General features: G+C 58.9%; 15 protein-coding genes. 8 read left to right on the plus strand and 7 right to left on the minus strand.

The window, feature by feature from the left end; genetic code table 11:
* The first annotated feature begins 122 nt into the window (after positions 1 to 122).
* Both glmU and glmS read left to right on the plus strand, forming a co-directional pair.
* Entirely contained in the window at positions 123 to 1,478 is a 1,356-nt protein-coding gene (gene glmU, locus C8265_RS13920) for a bifunctional UDP-N-acetylglucosamine diphosphorylase/glucosamine-1-phosphate N-acetyltransferase GlmU (RefSeq protein ID WP_108484628.1), read from the plus strand.
* Positions 1,478 to 3,292 (plus strand): glutamine--fructose-6-phosphate transaminase (isomerizing), encoded by a 1,815-nt coding sequence (glmS, locus tag C8265_RS13925; RefSeq protein ID WP_108484629.1) that lies wholly within the window; start codon positions 1,478 to 1,480, stop codon positions 3,290 to 3,292. The genes glmU and glmS overlap by 1 nt, the downstream gene beginning before the upstream one ends.
* A 6-nt stretch (positions 3,293 to 3,298) precedes the next feature.
* Here glmS and C8265_RS13930 read toward each other — a convergent pair whose 3' ends face one another.
* Entirely contained in the window at positions 3,299 to 3,775 is a 477-nt protein-coding gene (locus C8265_RS13930; protein WP_240611089.1) for a hypothetical protein, read from the minus strand.
* A 147-nt stretch (positions 3,776 to 3,922) separates the two neighbouring features.
* On the opposite strand from C8265_RS13930, the gene moaA reads away from it, so the two are divergent.
* Positions 3,923 to 4,927 carry a GTP 3',8-cyclase MoaA gene (gene moaA, locus C8265_RS13935; protein ID WP_108484631.1) on the plus strand — a complete coding sequence of 335 codons (1,005 nt, stop codon included), beginning with the start codon at positions 3,923 to 3,925 and terminating at the stop codon, positions 4,925 to 4,927.
* A 54-nt stretch (positions 4,928 to 4,981) separates the two neighbouring features.
* Here moaA and C8265_RS13940 read toward each other — a convergent pair whose 3' ends face one another.
* On the minus strand, positions 4,982 to 6,145 hold the full coding sequence (locus C8265_RS13940; protein WP_108484632.1) for a M20 aminoacylase family protein: 1,164 nt from the start codon (positions 6,143 to 6,145) through the stop codon (positions 4,982 to 4,984).
* A 91-nt stretch (positions 6,146 to 6,236) separates the two neighbouring features.
* On the minus strand, positions 6,237 to 7,406 hold the full coding sequence (gene argE / locus C8265_RS13945) for an acetylornithine deacetylase (protein ID WP_108484694.1): 1,170 nt from the start codon (positions 7,404 to 7,406) through the stop codon (positions 6,237 to 6,239).
* Between the two features lie 204 nt (positions 7,407 to 7,610).
* Between argE and C8265_RS13950 the strand changes: the two genes are divergently transcribed.
* From C8265_RS13950 to C8265_RS13970, 5 genes are all read left to right on the plus strand, one after another.
* A complete protein-coding gene (locus C8265_RS13950; RefSeq protein ID WP_108484633.1) occupies positions 7,611 to 8,609 on the plus strand; it encodes an ABC transporter ATP-binding protein in 999 nt (332 codons plus the stop codon).
* A 94-nt stretch (positions 8,610 to 8,703) separates the two neighbouring features.
* Complete coding sequence (locus C8265_RS13955) at positions 8,704 to 9,717, plus strand: ABC transporter ATP-binding protein (protein ID WP_108484634.1); 1,014 nt, start codon at positions 8,704 to 8,706, stop codon at positions 9,715 to 9,717.
* The gene (locus tag C8265_RS13960) at positions 9,714 to 11,435 is read left to right on the plus strand and encodes a peptide ABC transporter substrate-binding protein (RefSeq protein WP_108484635.1); all 1,722 of its coding nucleotides are present in this window, start codon (positions 9,714 to 9,716) and stop codon (positions 11,433 to 11,435) included. The genes C8265_RS13955 and C8265_RS13960 overlap by 4 nt, the downstream gene beginning before the upstream one ends.
* Positions 11,436 to 11,505: 70 nt before the next feature.
* Positions 11,506 to 12,513, plus strand: coding sequence for an ABC transporter permease (locus C8265_RS13965; protein WP_108484636.1), 1,008 nt, complete (start codon positions 11,506 to 11,508; stop codon positions 12,511 to 12,513).
* Entirely contained in the window at positions 12,506 to 13,447 is a 942-nt protein-coding gene (locus tag C8265_RS13970) for an ABC transporter permease (RefSeq protein ID WP_108484637.1), read from the plus strand. Before C8265_RS13965 ends, C8265_RS13970 begins: the two co-directional genes overlap by 8 nt.
* A 47-nt stretch (positions 13,448 to 13,494) precedes the next feature.
* Here C8265_RS13970 and C8265_RS13975 read toward each other — a convergent pair whose 3' ends face one another.
* The 4 genes from C8265_RS13975 to C8265_RS13990 form a co-directional block, all read right to left on the minus strand.
* Positions 13,495 to 14,775: a DUF3422 family protein gene (locus C8265_RS13975; protein WP_108484695.1), complete on the minus strand. Its 1,281-nt coding sequence runs from the start codon at positions 14,773 to 14,775 to the stop codon at positions 13,495 to 13,497.
* A gap of 238 nt (positions 14,776 to 15,013) precedes the next feature.
* A complete protein-coding gene (gene mdoH / locus C8265_RS13980) occupies positions 15,014 to 16,882 on the minus strand; it encodes a glucans biosynthesis glucosyltransferase MdoH (RefSeq protein WP_240611090.1) in 1,869 nt (622 codons plus the stop codon).
* Entirely contained in the window at positions 16,882 to 18,396 is a 1,515-nt protein-coding gene (locus C8265_RS13985; protein WP_108484638.1) for an OpgD/OpgG family glucan biosynthesis protein, read from the minus strand. Before C8265_RS13985 ends, mdoH begins: the two co-directional genes overlap by 1 nt.
* Positions 18,393 to 19,694 carry an OpgC family protein gene (locus C8265_RS13990; RefSeq protein ID WP_108484639.1) on the minus strand — a complete coding sequence of 434 codons (1,302 nt, stop codon included), beginning with the start codon at positions 19,692 to 19,694 and terminating at the stop codon, positions 18,393 to 18,395. Before C8265_RS13990 ends, C8265_RS13985 begins: the two co-directional genes overlap by 4 nt.
* Positions 19,695 to 19,952: the final 258 nt, after the last annotated feature.

Raw genomic sequence — 19,952 nt, forward strand, 5'->3', positions numbered from 1 at the left:
GCCCCCTTTTTGGCGGGATAGTCCCGCCCCTGAAATGTATCGTAAAGCTTTTTGATCGCCCCACCCCTTGTGAGATGGCCGTCACGGGTTAAAAGACAAAGAAAAGAAATGAAAGAGCGGTCATGGACACACATCTTATCGTACTGGCCGCAGGCCAAGGCACGCGCATGCAATCGGACCGGCCAAAGGTTTTGCATGAAATTGGCAATGCACCGCTATTTGCCCATGCCCTTGCCTCGGGCGATGCGCTGGAGCCCCAGCGCCGGATCCTTGTTGTTGGCCATGGCGGCGATCAGGTGCGCGGCGCCGCAGAAACACTTGACCCCGACATCACCGTCGTCACCCAAAGCGAACAATTGGGCACCGGTCACGCCGTCGCCAGCGCCCGGACCGCATTAGAGGGCGCGACAGGCACGGTATTCATTCTGTTTGGCGATACGCCATTCATCCGCCCCGAAACATTGGCGAAAATGGCCACGGCGCGGCGCGATCACAGCGTGGTTGTTTTGGGTTTCACCCCACAGGATCCGGCCCGCTATGGCCGATTGGTCATGCAGGGCGACACCCTGCAAAGAATCGTGGAATTCAAGGACGCGACCGATGAAGAACGCGCGATAACCCTTTGCAATGGCGGAATTTTTGCCGTTGACGCCACGATTCTTTTTGATCTTCTGGATGGCGTCAACAACACCAACGCATCGGGTGAATATTACCTGACCGATATCGTGGCCGTGGCGCGCGCGCGCGGCCTGTCGGCCACCGCCGTCACCTGCCCCGAGGCCGAAACCATGGGCATCAACACCCGCACCGAATTGGCCAAGGGTGAGACGATATTTCAAGCCGTCAAGCGCCGCGAAGCGTTGGAAAATGGCGTGACCCTGATCGCGCCCGACACAGTGTTCTTTTCGCACGATACCCATTTGGGCCGCGATGCGGTGATCGAGCCCAATGTCGTATTCGGCCCCGGTGTGACCGTGGAAACCGAAGCACAAATTCGCGCGTTTTCGCATCTTGAGGGGTGTCATGTGGGCGCGCGCGCCATCGTCGGCCCCTATGCCCGCTTGCGCCCCGGCGCCGAGCTGAGCAACGAAGTGAAAATCGGCAATTTCGTCGAAATCAAGAACGCCCAGATCGGTGATGGGGCAAAAGTGAATCATTTGTCCTATGTTGGTGATGCAACCATCGGGGCCCATGCCAATCTCGGCGCCGGTACGGTGACGTGCAATTATGACGGTGTTTTCAAACACCATACGACGATTGGCGCCTCGGCCTTTATCGGGTCTTCAACGATGCTTGTCGCGCCGGTCAATATCGGCGCAGGTGCCATGACGGCAAGCGGATCGGTGATCACATCTGACGTGCCCGCCGGTGATCTGGCACTTGGGCGGGCCAAACAGGTGAACAAACCGGGGCTTGCGACGCAAATGTTCGAAAAGTTAAATTTTTTAAAGAAAAACAAACAGAAAGATTCTGATTAATGTGCGGAATTGTAGGTATCCTGGGCACCCACGAAGTGGCCCCAATGTTGGTCGAGGCATTGAAGCGGCTGGAATATCGCGGGTATGACAGTGCCGGCATCGCCACCGTGAACAACGGCGTCCTGGATCGGCGCCGTGCGGTGGGCAAACTGGTCAACCTGTCAGACCATCTGGTCCATGCCCCGTTGGCGGGTAAATCCGGCATTGGGCACACCCGCTGGGCCACCCATGGCGCGCCAACGCAAACCAATGCACATCCCCATCAGGCGGGGCCGGTCGCCGTCGTGCACAACGGAATCATCGAGAATTTTCGCACCCTGCGCGAAGAGCTGGCTGGCGAAGGGTATCAATTTCACAGCCAGACCGACACCGAAACCGTCGCGCTGCTGACTCAGAAATACCTCTCTGAAGGCCATGACCCGATTGCGGCCACGCGCCTGACGCTTGCACGGCTCGAAGGCGCTTTCGCGCTGGCGTTCCTGTTCGATGGCCATGACGATTTGATGATTGTGGCGCGCAAGGGGTCCCCCTTGGCCATTGGTCACGGCGACGGTGAAATGTATGTGGGCAGCGATGCGATTGCCCTCGCGCCGATGACCAATCAAATCACATATCTTGACGAAGGCGACCGCGCGATCCTGACCCGGACATCGGTTGAAATATTCGATCACACCGATCAGCGCGTGAATCGTGACATGAAAACACTGTCAGCCGATCAAACACGGGTTGAAAAGGGCGGTCACAAACATTGGATGGCCAAGGAAATCGCCGAACAGCCGGTGGTTTTGGCCGATGCCATGGCCCATTACATCACCGGCGACACGATCGAATTTCCCGATGACTTGCCCGATTTCAACGGTATTGACCGGATTATCATGGTCGCATGCGGTACGGCATTTTATGCCTGTCTCACCGCCAAATACTGGTTCGAACAATTGGCCCGAATCCCCGTCGAAGTGGACGTGGCCAGCGAATTTCGATATCGTGAGCCGCCCATCGGCGCACGAACCATGGCGATATTTGTCAGCCAGTCGGGCGAAACCGCAGATACCCTGGCCGCCCTGCGCTATTGTCAGGGCAAGGCGGCGATCCTGTCGGTGGTCAACGTGCCCGAAAGCAGCATCGCGCGCGAAAGCGATGTGGCGCTGCCAATTCTGGCGGGCGTTGAAATCGGCGTGGCCTCGACCAAGGCATTCACCTGCCAATTGACGGTTCTGGCCCTACTCGCCCTGCGCGCGGCCGCAGATCGGGCCACACTGGCGCCCGAAACCTTGGCCGATCATCGCGATGATTTACGCGCCCTGCCCGGTTTGATGAGTCAGGCCCTGGCCACCGAGGACAAGATCGTGACCATCGCACGCAAGTTGGCCGAGGCGCAGGATATCCTGTTTCTGGGCCGTGGCGCGATGTTTCCCCTAGCCCTTGAGGGCGCACTTAAATTAAAGGAAATCAGTTACATACACGCCGAAGGTTATGCATCGGGTGAACTAAAACACGGCCCGATTGCTTTGGTCGACGAACAGGTGCCAGTGATCGTTCTGGCGCCCCGTGATGCGCTGTTCGATAAAACCGTCAGCAACATGCAAGAGGTCATGGCGCGGGCAGGCAAGGTGCTGTTGATCACCGATTCCTGCGGCGTGACCGAAGCCGGTTTCGGCACCTGGGAGGTGCTGAAAATGCCCACAGTCGCCCCGGTTTTCGCACCGATCCTTTATGCTGTCCCGGCACAATTGTTGGCCTATCACACCGCGATCGCAAAAGGCACCGATGTTGATCAGCCGCGCAATTTGGCCAAATCAGTTACGGTGGAATAGGCCCGATCAGTTTGCGTAAACAACCAGTGTCGGCAGGTCGGTAATCGGCGCCTCAAGCAGGCGCAGCGCCGCCAACGACACCTGTGACCCGCCGGTTTCCGGCCCGGCAAGCGGGATCAGTTCCACCAAGGCTGATTTGCCGTTTGCAGGGTTTTCGATACGCCCGGGACCGGCGGTTTTCACAAGCGGCGATTTGATCCAGAACCCGCCTTGGGTCGGATCGCCCAAGGATGCGACCGTTTCGCCAAGTTTCACTTCGCCTGCGGCGACGGGGGCCGCTTCGGCCTGTTTGCGCTGTGCATCGGTGGTTGTGTCGAATTCTTCTTCGGTGCGGGCGGCGGCGGCTGGGGGCGGTGCGCTGACCACATCGCGCACATCGTCACTCAACTCGGCACTGCCGGGTTGCGCACTTTCTGTTGCATCCAAAGGGGCGCTGGCGTCGGCGGGGGCAGCCGCATCGCCGGTGCGCAAAAATTCGGGCATCTGGGCACAAGCCGAGATGGCAAAAAGGCCGCAAACCGCGGCAGGGCGTAAGAGTTTGTTCATAGCTGACAAGATAGTGTACGACAGGATCGGCGGCAACGGCCAATCCCCCTTGCGGCGGGTCTTTGCGGCCCCTACTCTTGTGCCATGACTGTACCTTTGATTGATCCTTTTCAGCGGGCCATTTCCTACCTGCGGGTGTCGGTGACCGACCGCTGTGATTTCCGCTGCGTTTATTGCATGTCTGAAAACATGACGTTCCTGCCCAAGAAAGAGCTTTTGACGCTCGAAGAACTGGATCGCATGTGTACCACCTTTATCGGCATGGGCGTTGAAAAATTGCGCATCACCGGTGGTGAGCCTTTGGTGCGCCGCGGGATCATGTCGTTCTTTCAGGCCATGACACGGCATCTGGACAGCGGCGCGTTGAAAGAGCTGACCCTGACCACCAACGGATCGCAACTTGAAAAATACGCTGCCGATCTCTTCGCGGCCGGTGTGCGGCGGATCAACGTCTCGCTTGATACTCTGGACGAAGAAAAATTCGCACAGGTCACCCGGTGGGGCCGTTTGGCGCAGGTCTTGCGCGGGATTGATGCGGCACAGGCGGTGGGGCTTCGGGTCAAACTGAACGCAGTGGCGTTAAAAGGGTTCAACGAATCCGAACTGTTCACCCTGACCGAATGGTGCGCGGCGCGCGATTGCGATCTGACCTGGATCGAAGTGATGCCGATGGGCGATCTGGGTAATGAGGACCGTTTGGATCAATACTGGTCCCTGAAAGATCTGCGCGCACGATTGCGCGAACGCTATACCGTGACAGATATTGCCCTGCGCACCGGTGGCCCGGCGCGTTATGTCAGGCTTGAGGAAACCGGGCAAAAAATCGGTTTCATCACCCCCCTCACCCATAATTTCTGTGAAAGCTGCAATCGCGTGCGGCTGACTTGCACGGGCGAATTATACATGTGTCTTGGCCAGGAAGATATGGCCGATCTGCGCGGCCCACTGCGGGCATCGGCGGAAAATGACGTTTTGGAAAACGCCATTCGCGCTGCCATCGCGTTAAAGCCCAAGGGCCACGATTTTGATTATTCCCGCCAGCGCGCAGATGGCCAAATGACCCGCCATATGAGCCACACGGGCGGCTGATACCGCCCGAGCGCTTCATCAAATGCGGCCTGTCGGCATCGTTGATGCCATGCTTTATCCGATTGGCATCCGCTGCTCGGCAACGCCCGCCCACCAGGAACAGCCCGCAGGAATCGCGTCATCATCGAAGTTATATTTCGGGTGATGTACCCCCGCCGTATCGCCATTGCCCACCAGAATATACGCCCCTGGCCGCGCGTTCAGCAGGAATGCGAAATCCTCGCCGCCCATGATCAATGGCGCATCCTCACAGGCCCCTGCCACCGATGCCGCAACGTCGGCGGCAAAGGCGGTCTGTGCCTCGGAATTCACCATCACGGGATAATTCCGTTTGTAATCAACGGTCGCCGTACATCCCATTGCCTGGGCAGTCAGGGTGCAAATCGTCTTTAACCGTTCTTCGGTTTTGTCCTGAACCCCCGGATCAAGGGTGCGCACAGTGCCGCGCAAATGTACACGCGGCGGGATGACATTGTAAGCGTCGCCTTCGGATTGAAAGGATGTCACCGACACGACCACCTGTTTTACCGGATCGATATTGCGCGACGCGATGGATTGCAGCCCTGTCACGATCTGCGATGTCGCAACAATCGGATCAACACATTCATGGGGTTTGGCGCCGTGGCCACCGCGCCCCTCGACGAACACATCAAAAATGTCGGTGGCGGCAAAAAACGCACCCGGCCGGATCGCGAACTGGCCCGTCGGCAGCCCGGGCCAATTGTGCATCCCATACACTTCCTGAATGCCAAACCGTTCCATCAGGCCATCGTTCACCATTTCCCGACCACCGCCGCCGCCCTCTTCGGCGGGTTGAAAAATCAACACAACCGTGCCGTCAAAATTGCGGGTTTCGGCCAGATATTGCGCCGCCCCCAGCAGCATCGCGGTATGTCCGTCATGGCCACAAGCATGCATTTTTCCGGGCGCGGTACTGGCATAATCCAAACCGGTGTCTTCGATAATCGGCAGGGCGTCCATGTCGGCACGCAGGCCAATCACCTTGCCCGAATCGGTTTTGCGCCCCTTGATCACGCCAACCACCCCGGTGCGCCCGATCCCTGTCACCACATCGTCACAACCGAACGAGGTAAGCTTTTCCGCCACGATCCCGCTGGTGCGGTGGGTGTCGAACTGCAATTCGGGGTGCATGTGGAAATCGCGCCGCCACTCGGTGATCCGGGGCAGCAATTCGGCGAAACGGTTTTTAACGGGCATTCTGGGGCGCTCCTGTTTTGGGCCTGATCAATCTGGCAAAGCCCGATGCCCGCGGCAAGCGGCAAATCGGTTGGCCGCGGTCTTTGCCGCCTCAAACATCCTCACGGCAAAGCGAATCGACAACTTTTGCCAGAAACGCTTCGCCCGCCTCAAATTGGCTGACTTCGATGTATTCGTTGGGCTGATGGGCCTGTGCAATGTCACCCGGGCCGCATACCACGGCCGAATATCCCCGCTCCTGAAATTGACCGGCTTCGGTGCCATAGCTGACGACATGGGTGCCATTGTCGCCGGTGATGGATCGCGCCAAGGCTTCGGCGGCGCCTGCTTTTTCCGGCGACAGGGGCGGCACGCTGAAATAGGGTTCAACATCGATGCGCGTATCGGGGTGAATCGCCTGCATTTCAACCTCGACCTGACGCACTTTTTCCAGATAACGATCACGCCATGCCTGCATGGATTCACCGGGAACAACCCTGAAATCCATCCCGAACATGCAATCCTTGGCGGTGATATTATGGGCTGTTCCACCCTCGATCCGTCCCACATGCGCTGTGGTATAGGGCGGCACAAACACGTCGGCCAGCGCACTGGGTTTGGCGGCGGCGTTCTGCGCGTTTATCTCATTGGCCCATTCGATCAACTTTGCCCCGAACATGATCGCATTCACACCGGTGTGTATCAACGATGAATGCACCTCAAACCCCCGCAAATGGGTATGATACCCGACACTGCCCTTGTGGGCCGTCACGGTTTTCATCATCGACGGCTCACCAATGATTGCGCCCGCCGCACGGGGCAGATGTTTTACCATTTCATCAATCATCGGCGGCGCCCCAAGACAGCCCACCTCTTCATCATAGCTCAGCGCGATTTGCAGGGGCCGTTTCACCCCCCGCTCTAACGCCAAAGGCACGGCGGCCAGTGCCAGCGCATCAAACCCTTTCATGTCACAGGTGCCGCGCCCATACAGCCGCCCGCCCTTTTGTGTGACCACCCATGGATCCGTGTCCCATGCCTGGCCATCCACCGGCACCACATCGGTATGGCCCGATAAAACGATGCCACCGTCAACCTCTGGCCCGACATTGGCATATAACGCGGCCTTTTTGCCCGTCGTGTCATATACGCGGGTCGCGGCGATTCCGTATCCCTTCAGATATTCTTCGACCCAAGAGATTAATTCCAGGTTACTGTCGCGGCTCACTGTGGGAAAGCTGACCAGCTTTTCCATGATCTGACGGGCGGTCAACGGGGTCATTTCGGCCTCTTGCAAATGGGACAGGCGAAAGGTGCGTCGCACATACCCGAAGGTCAAGCAAAACCACCATTCCTTGCATATCGATACAAACCCTTGGCAGTTTGAGTATTTTTTGTTGTGACAATCCGAATCTTGCGCAATGCTGTCCGATAACCTGTGACGGCATGACCGATCCGGGATCAAAAACCGACTGGGGAGTCACCTATGCCCGATGGGGCCGCGCCCGTCCTTGATGTCAAGGACCTGAAAACTGTATTCAAAACGCGGGCAGGGGAAATCCACGCCGTCAATTCCGTTAGCTTTGATTTACGGCCCGGCGAACTGTTGGGTGTGGTCGGCGAATCCGGTTCCGGCAAATCGGTAACGATGATGTCCTTGATCGGTCTGCTGCCCACGCCCCCCGCGGAAATCCGTGCAGGTCAGGTGGTGTTCAAAGATCAAAACCTGCTGTCCATCGATGAAACCGGCCTGCGCGATATTCGCGGCAAACGCATCGGATTTGTGTTCCAAGATCCGATGACATCGCTCAACCCCGTGTTCAATGTCGGCTTTCAGATCGGCGAACCGCTGCGCAAACACATGGGCCTGTCCAAATCCGCCGCCCGCACCCGCGCCGTCGAACTCTTGGAACTGGTCGGCATCCCTGATGCGCGGCGACGGCTTAACGATTATCCCCACCAATTTTCGGGTGGAATGCGACAACGGGTGATGATTGCCATCGCCCTGGCCTGCGATCCCGAAGTGCTGATCGCCGATGAACCGACAACCGCACTTGATGTGACGATTCAGGCGCAAATCCTCGACCTGGTGAAAGAGCTGCGCGAAAAACTCGGGATGGCGATCATCTGGATCACCCATGATCTGGGCGTGATTGCGGGCATCGCCGACCGGGTGTTGGTGATGTATGCGGGTCAGGTGGTGGAGCAGGCCCCGGTGCAGGAATTGTTCGCCAATCCCCAACACCCCTACACCCGCAGCCTGCTTAAAACCATTCCCACGGTCAGCGGAGAGCGCGCCCAGCGCCTGCAAGTGATCGAAGGCCAACCGCCGATCCTCACGGCGTCCCCCACCGCCTGCCCGTTTCTGCCCCGCTGCGCCCATCATTTTGATCGCTGCGCCGCCGAAAACCCGGCCCGCCGCCCCGTCGCCCCCGGCCATGACGCCGCCTGTTTCTGGGACCCAACCACAGGAGCACCGCGATGATTGAAATCCACCAACGCCCGGTTTTTTCTTGCTTAAAATATCCCCGCCGGAGGCTCCCGCCCTCTCCCCACACACCAACACCGGACAAACCGAGATGAGCGTGCCACACAAACTGGTCGAAGTGCGCGATCTGAAAATGCATTTCCCCATTCGCGGCGGATTGCTTCAACGGGTCGTTGGCGCGGTCAAGGCGGTGGATGGCGTCAGTTTTGATATTTATCAGGGCGAAACCCTGGGGCTGGTGGGTGAATCGGGCTGTGGCAAATCCACCTGCGGGCGCGCCCTGTTGCGTCTGTATGAGGTCACGGGCGGTTCCATCCTGATCGAAGGCAAAGATATCGCCGAGGTCAACGCCGAGGAATTGCGCCAGATGCGCCCGACCATGCAGATGGTGTTTCAAGATCCGCAAGCCTCGCTGAACCCGCGCATGTCGGTGGCCAATATCATCGCCGAACCGCTCGACGAGCACATGAAACTGTCGAAATCCGAACGTCAGGCGCGGATTGCTGAATTGATGGATCAGGTCGGGTTGAACCGTGATTTTGCCAACCGCTATCCCCATGAATTTTCCGGTGGTCAACGGCAACGGATCGGCATCGCCCGCGCCTTGGCGTTGAATCCGAAATTCATCGTGTGTGACGAACCGATTGCCGCTTTGGATGTATCCATTCAGGCGCAGGTGGTGAACCTGCTGGAAGATTTGCAGGATCGCCTGGGCCTGACTTATCTGTTCATCTCACATGATCTGTCGATGGTGCGCCATATCGCGACCCGCGTCGCGGTGATGTATCTGGGAAAAATCGTTGAACTGGCCCCGCGCGCCGCCCTCTATTCCACGCCGCAGCACCCCTATACCCAGGCGCTTTTGTCGGCGGTTCCCGATCCCGATCCGGCGATTGCCGCCAACCGTCATCGTCAAATCCTAACCGGCGATGTGCCCAGCCCAGCCAACCCGCCAAAGGGCTGCAATTTCAACACCCGCTGCCCCAAGGTGATGGAAATTTGCCGCCAGAAAGACCCCGAATTCCGCGAGGTGTCACCGGGATGCTTTGCCGCCTGTCACCTGCTGAACGACGACCAGAATAATAAACCAGGGAGAGTAACATGAAACTGAAAACTGCGCTTTTGGGGGCCGCTGCCGCGGTGGCGCTGACCCCGGTCATGGCAACCGCCGACGCCCACACCGGCGAGCGTGGACGCGACGGCGAAGTGAAAGTGATTTATTGGCAGGCGGTATCAATCCTGAACCCGTTCCTGTCGGGTGGCACCAAGGATGTCGAAGGCGCGTCGCTGATCCTTGAACCATTGGGCCGCTATGATCAGGATGGCAACCTTGTGCCGTTCCTTGCCACCGAAATTCCGACTGTCGCCAATGGTGGCGTGTCCGAAGATCTGACCACAATCACCTGGAAGCTGAAAGAAGGCATCCTGTGGTCAGACGGCACACCTTTCACATCGGCCGACGTGGTGTTTACCGCCGAATATTGCATGCACCCCGAAGGGGGCTGTGCGCAATTGGCAAAGTTTGAAGGCGTTGAAAACGTTGAGGCAATCGACGATCTGACCGTCAAGGTCACGTTCAACGAACCCAAACCAAACCCCTATTTGCCTTTCATGGGGGGCCAGTCGCCAATCCTTCAGGCGGCGCAATTTGCCGAATGCACCGGCGCGCGGGCACCCGAATGCACGGACGAAAACTTTAACCCCATCGGCACCGGCCCTTTCACCGTGACCGAATTTCGCCCCAATGACGTGATCACCATGGCGGCGAATCCAAATTACCGCGATGCGTCAAAACCGGCCTTTGCCACGCTTACCCTAAAGGGGGGCGGCGATGCGGCGGCGGCGGGGCGCGCGGTGCTGGAAACCGGCGAATACGATTACGCCTGGAACCTGCAACTTGCCCCCGAAGTCATCGCCAACATGGCCGCCGCGGGCAAGGGCGTGCCGGTGTCGGCCTTTGGCACCTTGGTGGAACGGTTGGAAATGAACATGACCGATCCCTCGCCCGACCTGCCCGAGGGCGAGCGTTCGACGGCCAAACATCCCCACCCGATCCTGTCGGATATTCGCGTGCGCGAGGCGCTGAGCATCGCGATTGATCGTGATCTGTTGGTCGAAATCGGCTATGGTCAGGCGGGGCGTGCCACCTGCAATCTGGTGCCGGCCCCGGCGATGTATGCCTCTGACAACACCAGCTGTATGCCCCAGGATCTCGACCGCGCCCGCGCCCTGCTGGACGAAGCAGGCTGGAGCGATACAAATGGCGATGGCGTGCGCGACAAGGATGGCAAGAAACTGGCGTTGCTTTATCAAACCTCGGTCAATGCCGTGCGTCAGGATTTTCAGGCGCTGATCAAACAGTGGTGGGAAGAAATCGGCGTTGAAGTCGAGCTGCGCCAGATCGATGCGTCGGTCTATTTCGGCGGTGATCCCGGTTCGCCCGATACGTTCCAACGGTTTTATGCCGATGTGGAAATGTATGCCAACAACTTTGATGGCACCGACCCCGAGGCATATCTTGCCGCCTATACCTGCGACAAAATCCCCAGCCCGGAAACCCAGTGGCAGGGCGAAAACATCAACCGTTTCTGTGATCCGGCCTATGAGGAATTGCTGGCCGAACTGGGCCGCACCGGTGATCTGGATGAACGGGGGCGCATCGCCAAGGCGCTGAATGACATGCTGACCAAAGACAGCCATGTGATTGTCGGGCTGGTGGATCGGGGCCGGGTTTCGGCCCATTCCAACACCTTGGGCGGTGTGATCCTGAACACTTGGGATTCTGAATTGTGGAATGCCGCCGATTGGTATCGCACAGAATAATCTGCCCCTGCCCCCCCTGTACCGCAGGGGGGCAAACCCACCCCTCAACCAGCCCTGAACCGAGGCATCCATGCTGACATTCACGATCCGCCGGCTGATCCTTTCGGTGCCGACGCTTCTGTTCATCGCTTTGGTGATCTTTTTACTGTTGGAACTGGCGCCCGGCGATCCGATGGCCCAAGTGCCAATGACCGTGCCCCCCGAGGTCAAGGAAAAGATGCGCCTGGCCTTGGGTCTGGGCGAGCCGGGCCATATCCGGTTCTGGAAATGGCTGGTACAGTTTTTCTGGATCGAGCCGCTGAATCTGTTCGATCATTACTTTGGCACCACCTTCGCCGAGGGCAAATTAAGGGTGATTTCATGGCAAACCCGCAGCCCGGTGATGGATATCGTGGTACAACGCCTGCCCCAAACCCTGTGGGTGGTTGGCATGGCCTATATCGTCGGGGTGTTGATTGCCCTGCCGATCGGGATTTATTCGGCCTATCGCCAATATTCCCTGTTTGATCAGGCCGGTACATTTGTTTCGATGATCGGCTATTCGGTGCCGCCGTTCTTTTCCGGCGTGTTGTTGATCGTGATCTTTTCTGTGCAACTGGGCTGGTTTCCCTCGATCTATGATACCACCCATGTCGTGAATGATTGGGCCAGCTTCAAGGTGCAGTTGCGCCAGATGATCATGCCGGTGATGGTTTTGGCGCTGCAAACCACGGCACAGATTTCGCGCTATATGCGGGCCTCAATGCTGGACAATCTGAATCAGGATTATGTGCGCACCGCGCGCTCCAAAGGCATGTCGGAAATGGTGGTGGTCATGGTGCATGTGCTGCGCAATTCGATGATTCCGGTGGTCACGGTGATCGCCCTTGGCGTGCCGTCAATCTTTGGCGGGGCGATCATCACCGAACAGGTGTTCAAGGTGAATGGCATCGGCCAGTTGTTGATCACCGCGATTCAAGCCAACGATCTGCCGATGGTGCAAACGCTCACCTTTATTTTCGCCATTCTGATTGTGGTATTCAACCTGATTGCCGATATCCTGTACGGCGTGCTTGACCCAAGGATCCGCTATGACTGAACCTGTGCGCGCCAATACCGCCGTGGTCCCGCCGCAACCGGTGCGTGTGGCCCCCGCCCCGCGCAGCCAATGGTGGGGCGTGTGGGATCAATTTCGCACCCACAAGGGCGCGCTGGCGGGGCTTGGGTTTTTCGTGTTCATCCTGTTGGCCGTCACCCTTGGGCCGCTGCTTTGGACAATCGACCCCACATTCATCGACATCCGCGCCCGCAACCAGGGGCCAAGCCTGGCGCACCCATTTGGCACCGATCAGTTGGGCCGCGATACATTGGCACGGATGATTTCAGGCGGGCGCACCAGCGTTTCGGTGGGCCTGATGGCAATGGTGCTCAGCCTGATCCTGGGCACCTTGGTGGGGGTATTGGCAGGCTATTTCAAACGGCTCGACGGATTGCTGATGCGGTTTACCGATTTGTTCCTGGCGCTGCCTTTGCTGCCATTGTTGTTGGTCATCATCCTGTTGTTTCGTGATCCGCTGCGCGCCGCGTTTGGGCCGGAAACCGGGATATTCATTCTGATCGTCGGGGTGATCGGCATCACCAGTTGGATGCAAACCGCGCGCATCGTGCGCGGCGATGTGTTGGCGTTGAAAGAACGCGAATTCGTGCTGGCCGCGCGCAGTATCGGCACCCCGAACCGGCGCATGATTACCCGTCATATCCTGCCCAACGTGTTGTCACCCATCATGGTCAGCGCCACCTTGGGCATCGCCAACGCCATCATCACCGAAAGTGCGTTGTCCTTCCTTGGCCTTGGTTTTCCGTCGGATTTCCCCACTTGGGGCCGCCTTTTGTTTGATTCCACCGATTATTTGCAACAATACCCCGAACGGGTAATGTGGCCGGGCTTGGCGATTTCGCTGACGGTACTGTCGGTAAATTACATCGGCGACGGGCTGCGCGATGCGCTCGATCCGCGGATCAGGGGGCGTTGACCGAAGGGCGCCCCAGATCTGAGCGGCACTGACCTTTGCGAAAGCGGTTATTCCACCTCTTTCCTGATCCGCCGCACGGCAAGCCACACCAAAACCACCACCAATGGTGTCAAAATCGCCGTTCCCATTCCCTTGCTGAATCCCAGCGGTTCGAACAAAGGATAGGTGACATAGGCGGCCAGATTCACCGCATAGTAACTGATCGCGACCACTGACAAACCTTCAACCGTTTTTTGCAGCCGAAGTTGCAGATCGGCGCGTTTGTCCATGCTGGCCAACAGATCCTGATTCTGGGCGCTGCGTTCCACATCGACCCGTGTGCGCAACAGGTTGGCGGCACGGATCGCGCGTTCGGCCATTTCATGCAGCCGCTTTTCGCTGGCCTGAACCGTGCGCATTGATGGTTCGAACCGGCGCTGCATGAATTCGCCAAAGGTTTGCCGACCCTGCCAGCGCACTTCGCGCAGAACCGAAATCCGTTGATCCACCAACGCGGCATAGGCCCCGGTGGCCCCAAAGCGGAAAGAGCTTTGGGCGATCATGGTTTCCAGTTCGGCCGACATTTCCAGCAACGCATGCAGCGTATCATCGGATTTGGCGCTTGGGTTGCTCATCTGGGTCATCATCGCGGTCAGCCGTTGATCAAGGCCGCCCATGTGCTGCCCCAGATCCCGCACCCGTGCCAGCCCCAGCATCGACATGGATTTATAGGTTTCGATTTCGCACATCCGCTGCACGATGCGGCCAATGCGGCGCGGATCGGTGGCCGGGTCAATGAAACAGGCCATGCGCATATGCCCCGCCGGATCAATGCGGAAATCGGCGGCCATGATCCCCGACCCATCGACAACCGCCGAAACCGCCAGGCTTTCGGGCACGAACCATTCGTCCAGTTTTTGGCCAATCTCGTCTTTGCCCACGCCCATCTCGACCCGGATCAGGGCCGATGTCATGCGTAAACCGGGGGCCTGGGCCAGCCAATCTTCGGGGAAGACGTCAAATTCTGCCGGGTCAAACGCCCGCGCGCCCACGCCATTTCCAAAAATCGTATAAGTCACGAATTCGGTGTGCTGTTCCCATTTCAGGTGGTATTTTCCGACCTGACCAAAATAATGGGTGGCCCCGTCCTTTGGGTGCTGCGCCCCGTGCCGGTCAAGCAAATCCAACAGATGCGCCCGATCCAGACTGCGGTCGCGCCCCACGGCGGCGTTTGGCTGTTTGATTGCCAGAAATGCGGCGAATGATGGCGCGCTCAGATTTGGAAACGGCCGTGCGTGCAGCTCATTTGCAAGATTGTATCGCAGGGGGTGGTTTTCAATCGCGCTCATCCGGGGCTGCTCCTGCTGGGTCGGGTCTGTTTTACCTGTCATATTCGCGCTGTACGGCGGATTTCACCGCTTTTGTTGCGCCTTTGGCAGTATACAATGGTGGCCTGTTATTATTGCAACGCTCGCCACCCCGATCACGGCCGCGCGATCCGCGCGCCGTTGCAGGTGCGGCGTCGGCATTTCCGGTTCTGGATCAAACCCGGCCCGCCAGTGGAGCGCGCCGGATAGACGTTGATTGCTATTCTGCCGCCACCTGATCGGGCGCATCCAGAAGTTTGGCAAAGCGGCGCCGTTCCACCATCGCGCGGCGAATGATCCGGGGGGCGTTTATGGTTTCGGGCGTGCCCAGTTGGCGCGCCGACCAGCGATGGCGCGCCAGATTGACGCCACTGAGCGCCGACAGCGGAATCGCCAACAACAAGCTGAGCCCGATTGGCAACAACCACAGCGTGACAACCCCCACCCCCATGCCCGCCACCATTGCCGCACCCAGCACGGTTTCCACACCGTGAAACTGCGCCAGCGTCGCCCAGCCATAGCGCCCGCCGCGCCGCGCCTGTGGCACCCAGGTTTCGCGAAGGCCCAGCGCCGTGCGCGCCACAGCCACCGATTGTTGCACCATCAACACCGGCGCATAGGCAATGGAAAGGGTGATTTCCACCAGCACCGACAGCACGAATTGCCGCAATCCGCCAAGATCGCGCAGGCGAATGCCAACCCGGTGAATCGCCCCGACGCTCATCAATTTTGGGGCCAACAGCATGGCATACATGAACGCCAAAATCGAAACCCCGTTGAACCGGGTCATTTCCGGCCAGCTGACCTGGGGGTTCAGGCCGCTGAAATAAGTGATCACATCGCCCTCGGCCCCGCCACCAACCAGAAACCACACCACCAAAAGCGCCAACCACACGGGCGACATCAGATACCCCATGGCCCCCGAAATCAGGTGAAACCGCGATACGGCGTGAAAGCCGCGGCTGAACACCAGCCGCAGGTGTTGCAAATTGCCTTGGCACCAGCGCCGATCCCGCAACACGTAATCAATCAGGGTCGGCGGCACCTCTTCATACGATCCGCCAATGCCGGGCAAAAACCGCACCGACCAACCGGCACGGCGCAACAGTCCTGCCTCGACAAAATCATGGGATAGGATCAACCGCCCCTCGCCATTGCGGCTGCGCATGCGCGGCAGGCCGGCACAGGCGGCAAAGGCCGCGCTGCGGATGATCGCGTTGTGGCCCCAATAGTTGCCCTCGCGGTCGGTCCATTTGGCCAGACCTTCGGCCAGAGCAGTGCCATATATCCGGTTGGAAAACTGTTGCACGCGGCCAAACAGGGTGTGCGCGCCAAACAGCAATGGAAACGACTGGATCAGCCCCGCCGCCGGATCGGCAGACAACGCATCTGACAGCGCAACAATCGCTGGCCCGCTCATCAGACTGTCGGCGTCCAACACCAACATCGCCGGATACGCCCCGCCCCAGTTTTCGACCCAATCAGCCAGATTGCCGACCTTGCGATCGGTGTTTTCGGTGCGGCGGCGGTAATACACCGGCGCATCCGGACCCACCATCGCGCGCAGCGAATAAAACGCGCGCAATTCTTGCAGCGCAATGGCATCATCGCGGGTGTCTGACAGAATAAACAGCGAAAACCGGTGTTCATGGGGTTCACTGGCCAACGCGGCCAACATGGCGGCGGCGTTGCCAAACACATCGGCCGGGGATTCATTGTAAACCGGCACCAACAGCGCCACGTCCATGGGCAGGACCGGGCCAGGTGCCGATACCGGATTGCGGCGCAACCACAGGCTGCTCAGGCCCAGAAATGCGGTGCTGACCGACAGGGCGATCCAGAAAAAGCTGAACGCGATCAAAAGAATGATCACCGCCTCAAACGGGGTCAGCCCGCCAACGGCAAACCAATCGGTGAATGCCGCGATCAGGCCTGCCGTGGTCAAAACCGCAGGCACGAACGTGGCCACGCGCCAGGCCATTGCCCGCGACGCGGTGCGCACCGGGGCGGGCGCGCCGCAATGGGGCCGGTGCAACGCCTGTATGGGGCGCGACAGCGGGCTGTGGGGGGGCATGTTGGGATGGGGCATCAGGCGGTCCATCGGTAAAGCCAAACTTCACTCACCGGTTTGTTATCCTTGAACAATTGGGCGCGAAATTCCGCGGCGGGCACATCGCCCGGCACAAAGCTGAACGCCAGACGCAGACCGCCGGTTCCCCGGTTGCGCTCTAATACGCCCTCGGATGGGGGTATCTGATCGGAATGCAGATAAATCGTCAGCCCCTCGGCCCCATCAACCAAGGCGGGGTGATCGGCGAAATCAATGGCACAGACCGTTTTCACCTGATCAAACCCCCGGCCGATGCGGGTGTTGATGACTTTGGCCACATCGGGCAATCCGGCGGGCTGTTCGCCCCATGCCATTGTATAGGCAAATTCATGGGCCTGCCCCGGGGCCAGGGGCGTGCCGGGGTGCCAATAGGCCACGATATTATCGTAAATCTCACGGTCTGCGGGAATTTCAACAAGGCGCACCGCGCCCTGCCCCCAATCGCCCTTGGGCGTGATCCACAGGGACGGGCGGTTTTCATAGCGCGCCTCAAGATCGGCAAAATCTTCGGCCCGCCGTCCGCGCTGCATCAGGCCGAACCCTTTCGGGTTTGCATCGGCGAAACTACTAAGTTGCAGGGCGCGGGGGTTGGCCAGGGGCCGCCACAACACCTCGTCATTGCCGTTCCACACCATCAACGCTTCGCTGTCATGAACGGCGGGGCGGAAATCATCGAACCTGTGGCGGTTGGTTTCATCGAACAGGAACATACTGGTCAACGGGGCAAACCCCACATGGCTCAGCGCCACGCGCGGATACAGCGTCGCCGATACCTCAACCATGGTGGGCGTGCCCGGCGTTATTTCAAAACTGTACGCGCCACTGGTCGATGGCCCGTCAAGCAAGGCGTGAACGGTGAATGTGCCCTGCCCTGCCTTTGGGGTTTCCACCCAGAATTTGCGAAACTCGGGAAATTCCTCACCCGAAGGATCGCCGGTGTTCAACGCCAGCCCCCGCGCCGACAGGCCATAGGTCTGACCGTTGGCGATGGCGCGAAAATAGCTCGCGCCCTGAAACACCATGAATTCTTCAAAAATGCCGCGCTTGTTCAACTCTGCACGCAGGCGCAGACCGGAATACCCCATGGTGTCATCCACGGGCGGATTGGGAAACTGATCGGTGCTGTCAAACAATGACAGATCAAACCCAAGGGTGCGGGCGATACCATCGTCAACGATGGCAATTTCCACCGGATGATCAAAATAAAGCCCCGCCGCGAACAGATCCAATTGCAACGGGCGCGGCTCATCCGCCCAAATCGCCTTTTGGCTATTGAACCAGATCATCCGGTATTCATCATAGGACAGGTTTTTCCACCCTTTCGGGACGCTGGGCGCGGGCTGATACGGCGCGGCGGCCAAACGTCCGGCCTCCTGGTTCAACCAGTCGCGGGAGAACGGTGCCTGAGATTGCACCAATTCGCCCCGCGCAAACGCCGGTGCCCCAGCTAACGCCGCAAGTGCGGCCAAAAACGATCGTCTATCCATGGTCATTTTACGAAGTCCCGCCAAGGTTGAGATTTGATCCAGGCCACGCCATAGGCGAGCGCGATCAGAAGGCCGAAGCCGATGAAATTGGCCAGTGTCATGTTCCAGGCCGTGCGTTCCGTCTGGTCCATCACGAACCCGCTGAACCGCGCCAGAACCATTGAAAACAGGAACACCGCCAGCGATTGCTGCCCCACCTTGGTGATCCACGCCACCAAAGTGGCCCAAACGCGTGACAGGCGGCCCTCCCCGACCGGGCGCAGGCGCACGCCCTGTGGCCCCGCAACCACCCATGCCAGATAAGCCAGCGCCAGAAACTGAACATAGCGAAGGATGCCGAAGTTCGATTTGTCAAACCACGGTGCAAACGCCTGTCGGAAATCAAACACCGGGTTACACCGGCCAAATCCGGTTTCGGCGCACCCGGTCAGCGCGATATAGGTGGCGCGCACCGGGGCCAGTTCAAAAAACCGAAACCCGACATTCGAAACGATGATATTTGCAACCACCAGCACCGCGCACAGCGCGATCAGCCAGATGCGCACCGGCGGGGCCGGAATCCAGCCCCGCATCAATGCAAACCCGGTGAAAAACACCAATTGCCAGGCAAATGGGTTGAAAAACCAGCGCCGCTCGCTCCAGGGTTCGGCGGGAAAGCTGAGGCCGGAAAACACGCCGCCCCACCAGACCCACAGCGCGCCCTGCGCCGCGATCCACAGCCCTGCCATGGCACCAAAAACCAGGCCCACGTGCAGCTTTGACAGGGCCATCACCACCGGGATCATTGCCAAAAGCACCATATACATCGGCAAAATGTCGAAATAGTTCGGCACATAGGTCAGCGTCACCAGGCCCACCAATTGCGGCCCCGGATCGGCAAAGAATTTCCACAGGTTGAGGGTGCCGATGTATACTGTTTCGAAATCACCGAACTGATCAATCGCCGCCAACATCGCCGCGATTACCACGAACATGCCCAAATGCGCCCAATACACCTGCCAGACACGATACCCCACACGCGCAGTCCCCAAACGCCAGCCGCGGCTGTCGAAACTGGCGCCAAAGGCAATCGCGCTGGCCATCCCCGAACAGAACACAAAGATTTCGGTGGCATCGGAAAAGCCCCAGCGCGCGGGAATCCACAGGCTGAAGAAATTGTTGGGCGTGTGCGAGGCAAGGATGATGAACATCGCAATGCCGCGGTAGAAATCCAGCCGGGGATCACGAAATCGCGCCGCCGGTTTGACCCGGACAGGGGTCGAGACGCCCGCAAACGGAAAATCGGTAGGATTGGCCAGTGTCATGTGTGTGAGAGTCCTTTGCGCGGCTTATTAGGCCGAATTGCGCGCGGCGCAAGCGGCATTTTCAGCCTTTGAATCAAGGCCAAGCCGGGCCGCAGATCTTTTGGCATCGCAGGCGCGCGGGGCACTGGAAATCCGGGGATTATACGGGCGGGCGGGCAGAATCGCTTGGGTCATGGGGGCAGTCCAATACAGGGCAAACGCGTGGCCCCCATATGTAATCGCAGTTGTATCGGATTACTGCTTCCCCCCCTGCAAATA

It is taken from the genome of Oceaniglobus ichthyenteri, from assembly GCF_003057885.1.
Taxonomy (GTDB): domain Bacteria; phylum Pseudomonadota; class Alphaproteobacteria; order Rhodobacterales; family Rhodobacteraceae; genus Oceaniglobus; species Oceaniglobus ichthyenteri.

Bases quoted from the DNA above. Each gene is read 5' to 3' on its own strand.
- glmU (WP_108484628.1), top strand. From the start codon at position 123: ATGGACACACATCTTATCGTACTGGCCGCAGGCCAAGGCACGCGCATG.
- glmS (WP_108484629.1), top strand. From the start codon at position 1,478: ATGTGCGGAATTGTAGGTATCCTGGGCACCCACGAAGTGGCCCCAATG.
- C8265_RS13930 (WP_240611089.1), bottom strand. From the start codon at position 3,775: ATGCCCGAATTTTTGCGCACCGGCGATGCGGCTGCCCCCGCCGACGCC.
- moaA (WP_108484631.1), top strand. From the start codon at position 3,923: ATGACTGTACCTTTGATTGATCCTTTTCAGCGGGCCATTTCCTACCTG.
- C8265_RS13940 (WP_108484632.1), bottom strand. From the start codon at position 6,145: ATGCCCGTTAAAAACCGTTTCGCCGAATTGCTGCCCCGGATCACCGAG.
- argE (WP_108484694.1), bottom strand. From the start codon at position 7,406: ATGACCCCGTTGACCGCCCGTCAGATCATGGAAAAGCTGGTCAGCTTT.
- C8265_RS13950 (WP_108484633.1), top strand. From the start codon at position 7,611: ATGCCCGATGGGGCCGCGCCCGTCCTTGATGTCAAGGACCTGAAAACT.
- C8265_RS13955 (WP_108484634.1), top strand. From the start codon at position 8,704: ATGAGCGTGCCACACAAACTGGTCGAAGTGCGCGATCTGAAAATGCAT.
- C8265_RS13960 (WP_108484635.1), top strand. From the start codon at position 9,714: ATGAAACTGAAAACTGCGCTTTTGGGGGCCGCTGCCGCGGTGGCGCTG.
- C8265_RS13965 (WP_108484636.1), top strand. From the start codon at position 11,506: ATGCTGACATTCACGATCCGCCGGCTGATCCTTTCGGTGCCGACGCTT.
- C8265_RS13970 (WP_108484637.1), top strand. From the start codon at position 12,506: ATGACTGAACCTGTGCGCGCCAATACCGCCGTGGTCCCGCCGCAACCG.
- C8265_RS13975 (WP_108484695.1), bottom strand. From the start codon at position 14,775: ATGAGCGCGATTGAAAACCACCCCCTGCGATACAATCTTGCAAATGAG.
- mdoH (WP_240611090.1), bottom strand. From the start codon at position 16,882: ATGCCCCATCCCAACATGCCCCCCCACAGCCCGCTGTCGCGCCCCATA.
- C8265_RS13985 (WP_108484638.1), bottom strand. From the start codon at position 18,396: ATGACCATGGATAGACGATCGTTTTTGGCCGCACTTGCGGCGTTAGCT.
- C8265_RS13990 (WP_108484639.1), bottom strand. From the start codon at position 19,694: ATGACACTGGCCAATCCTACCGATTTTCCGTTTGCGGGCGTCTCGACC.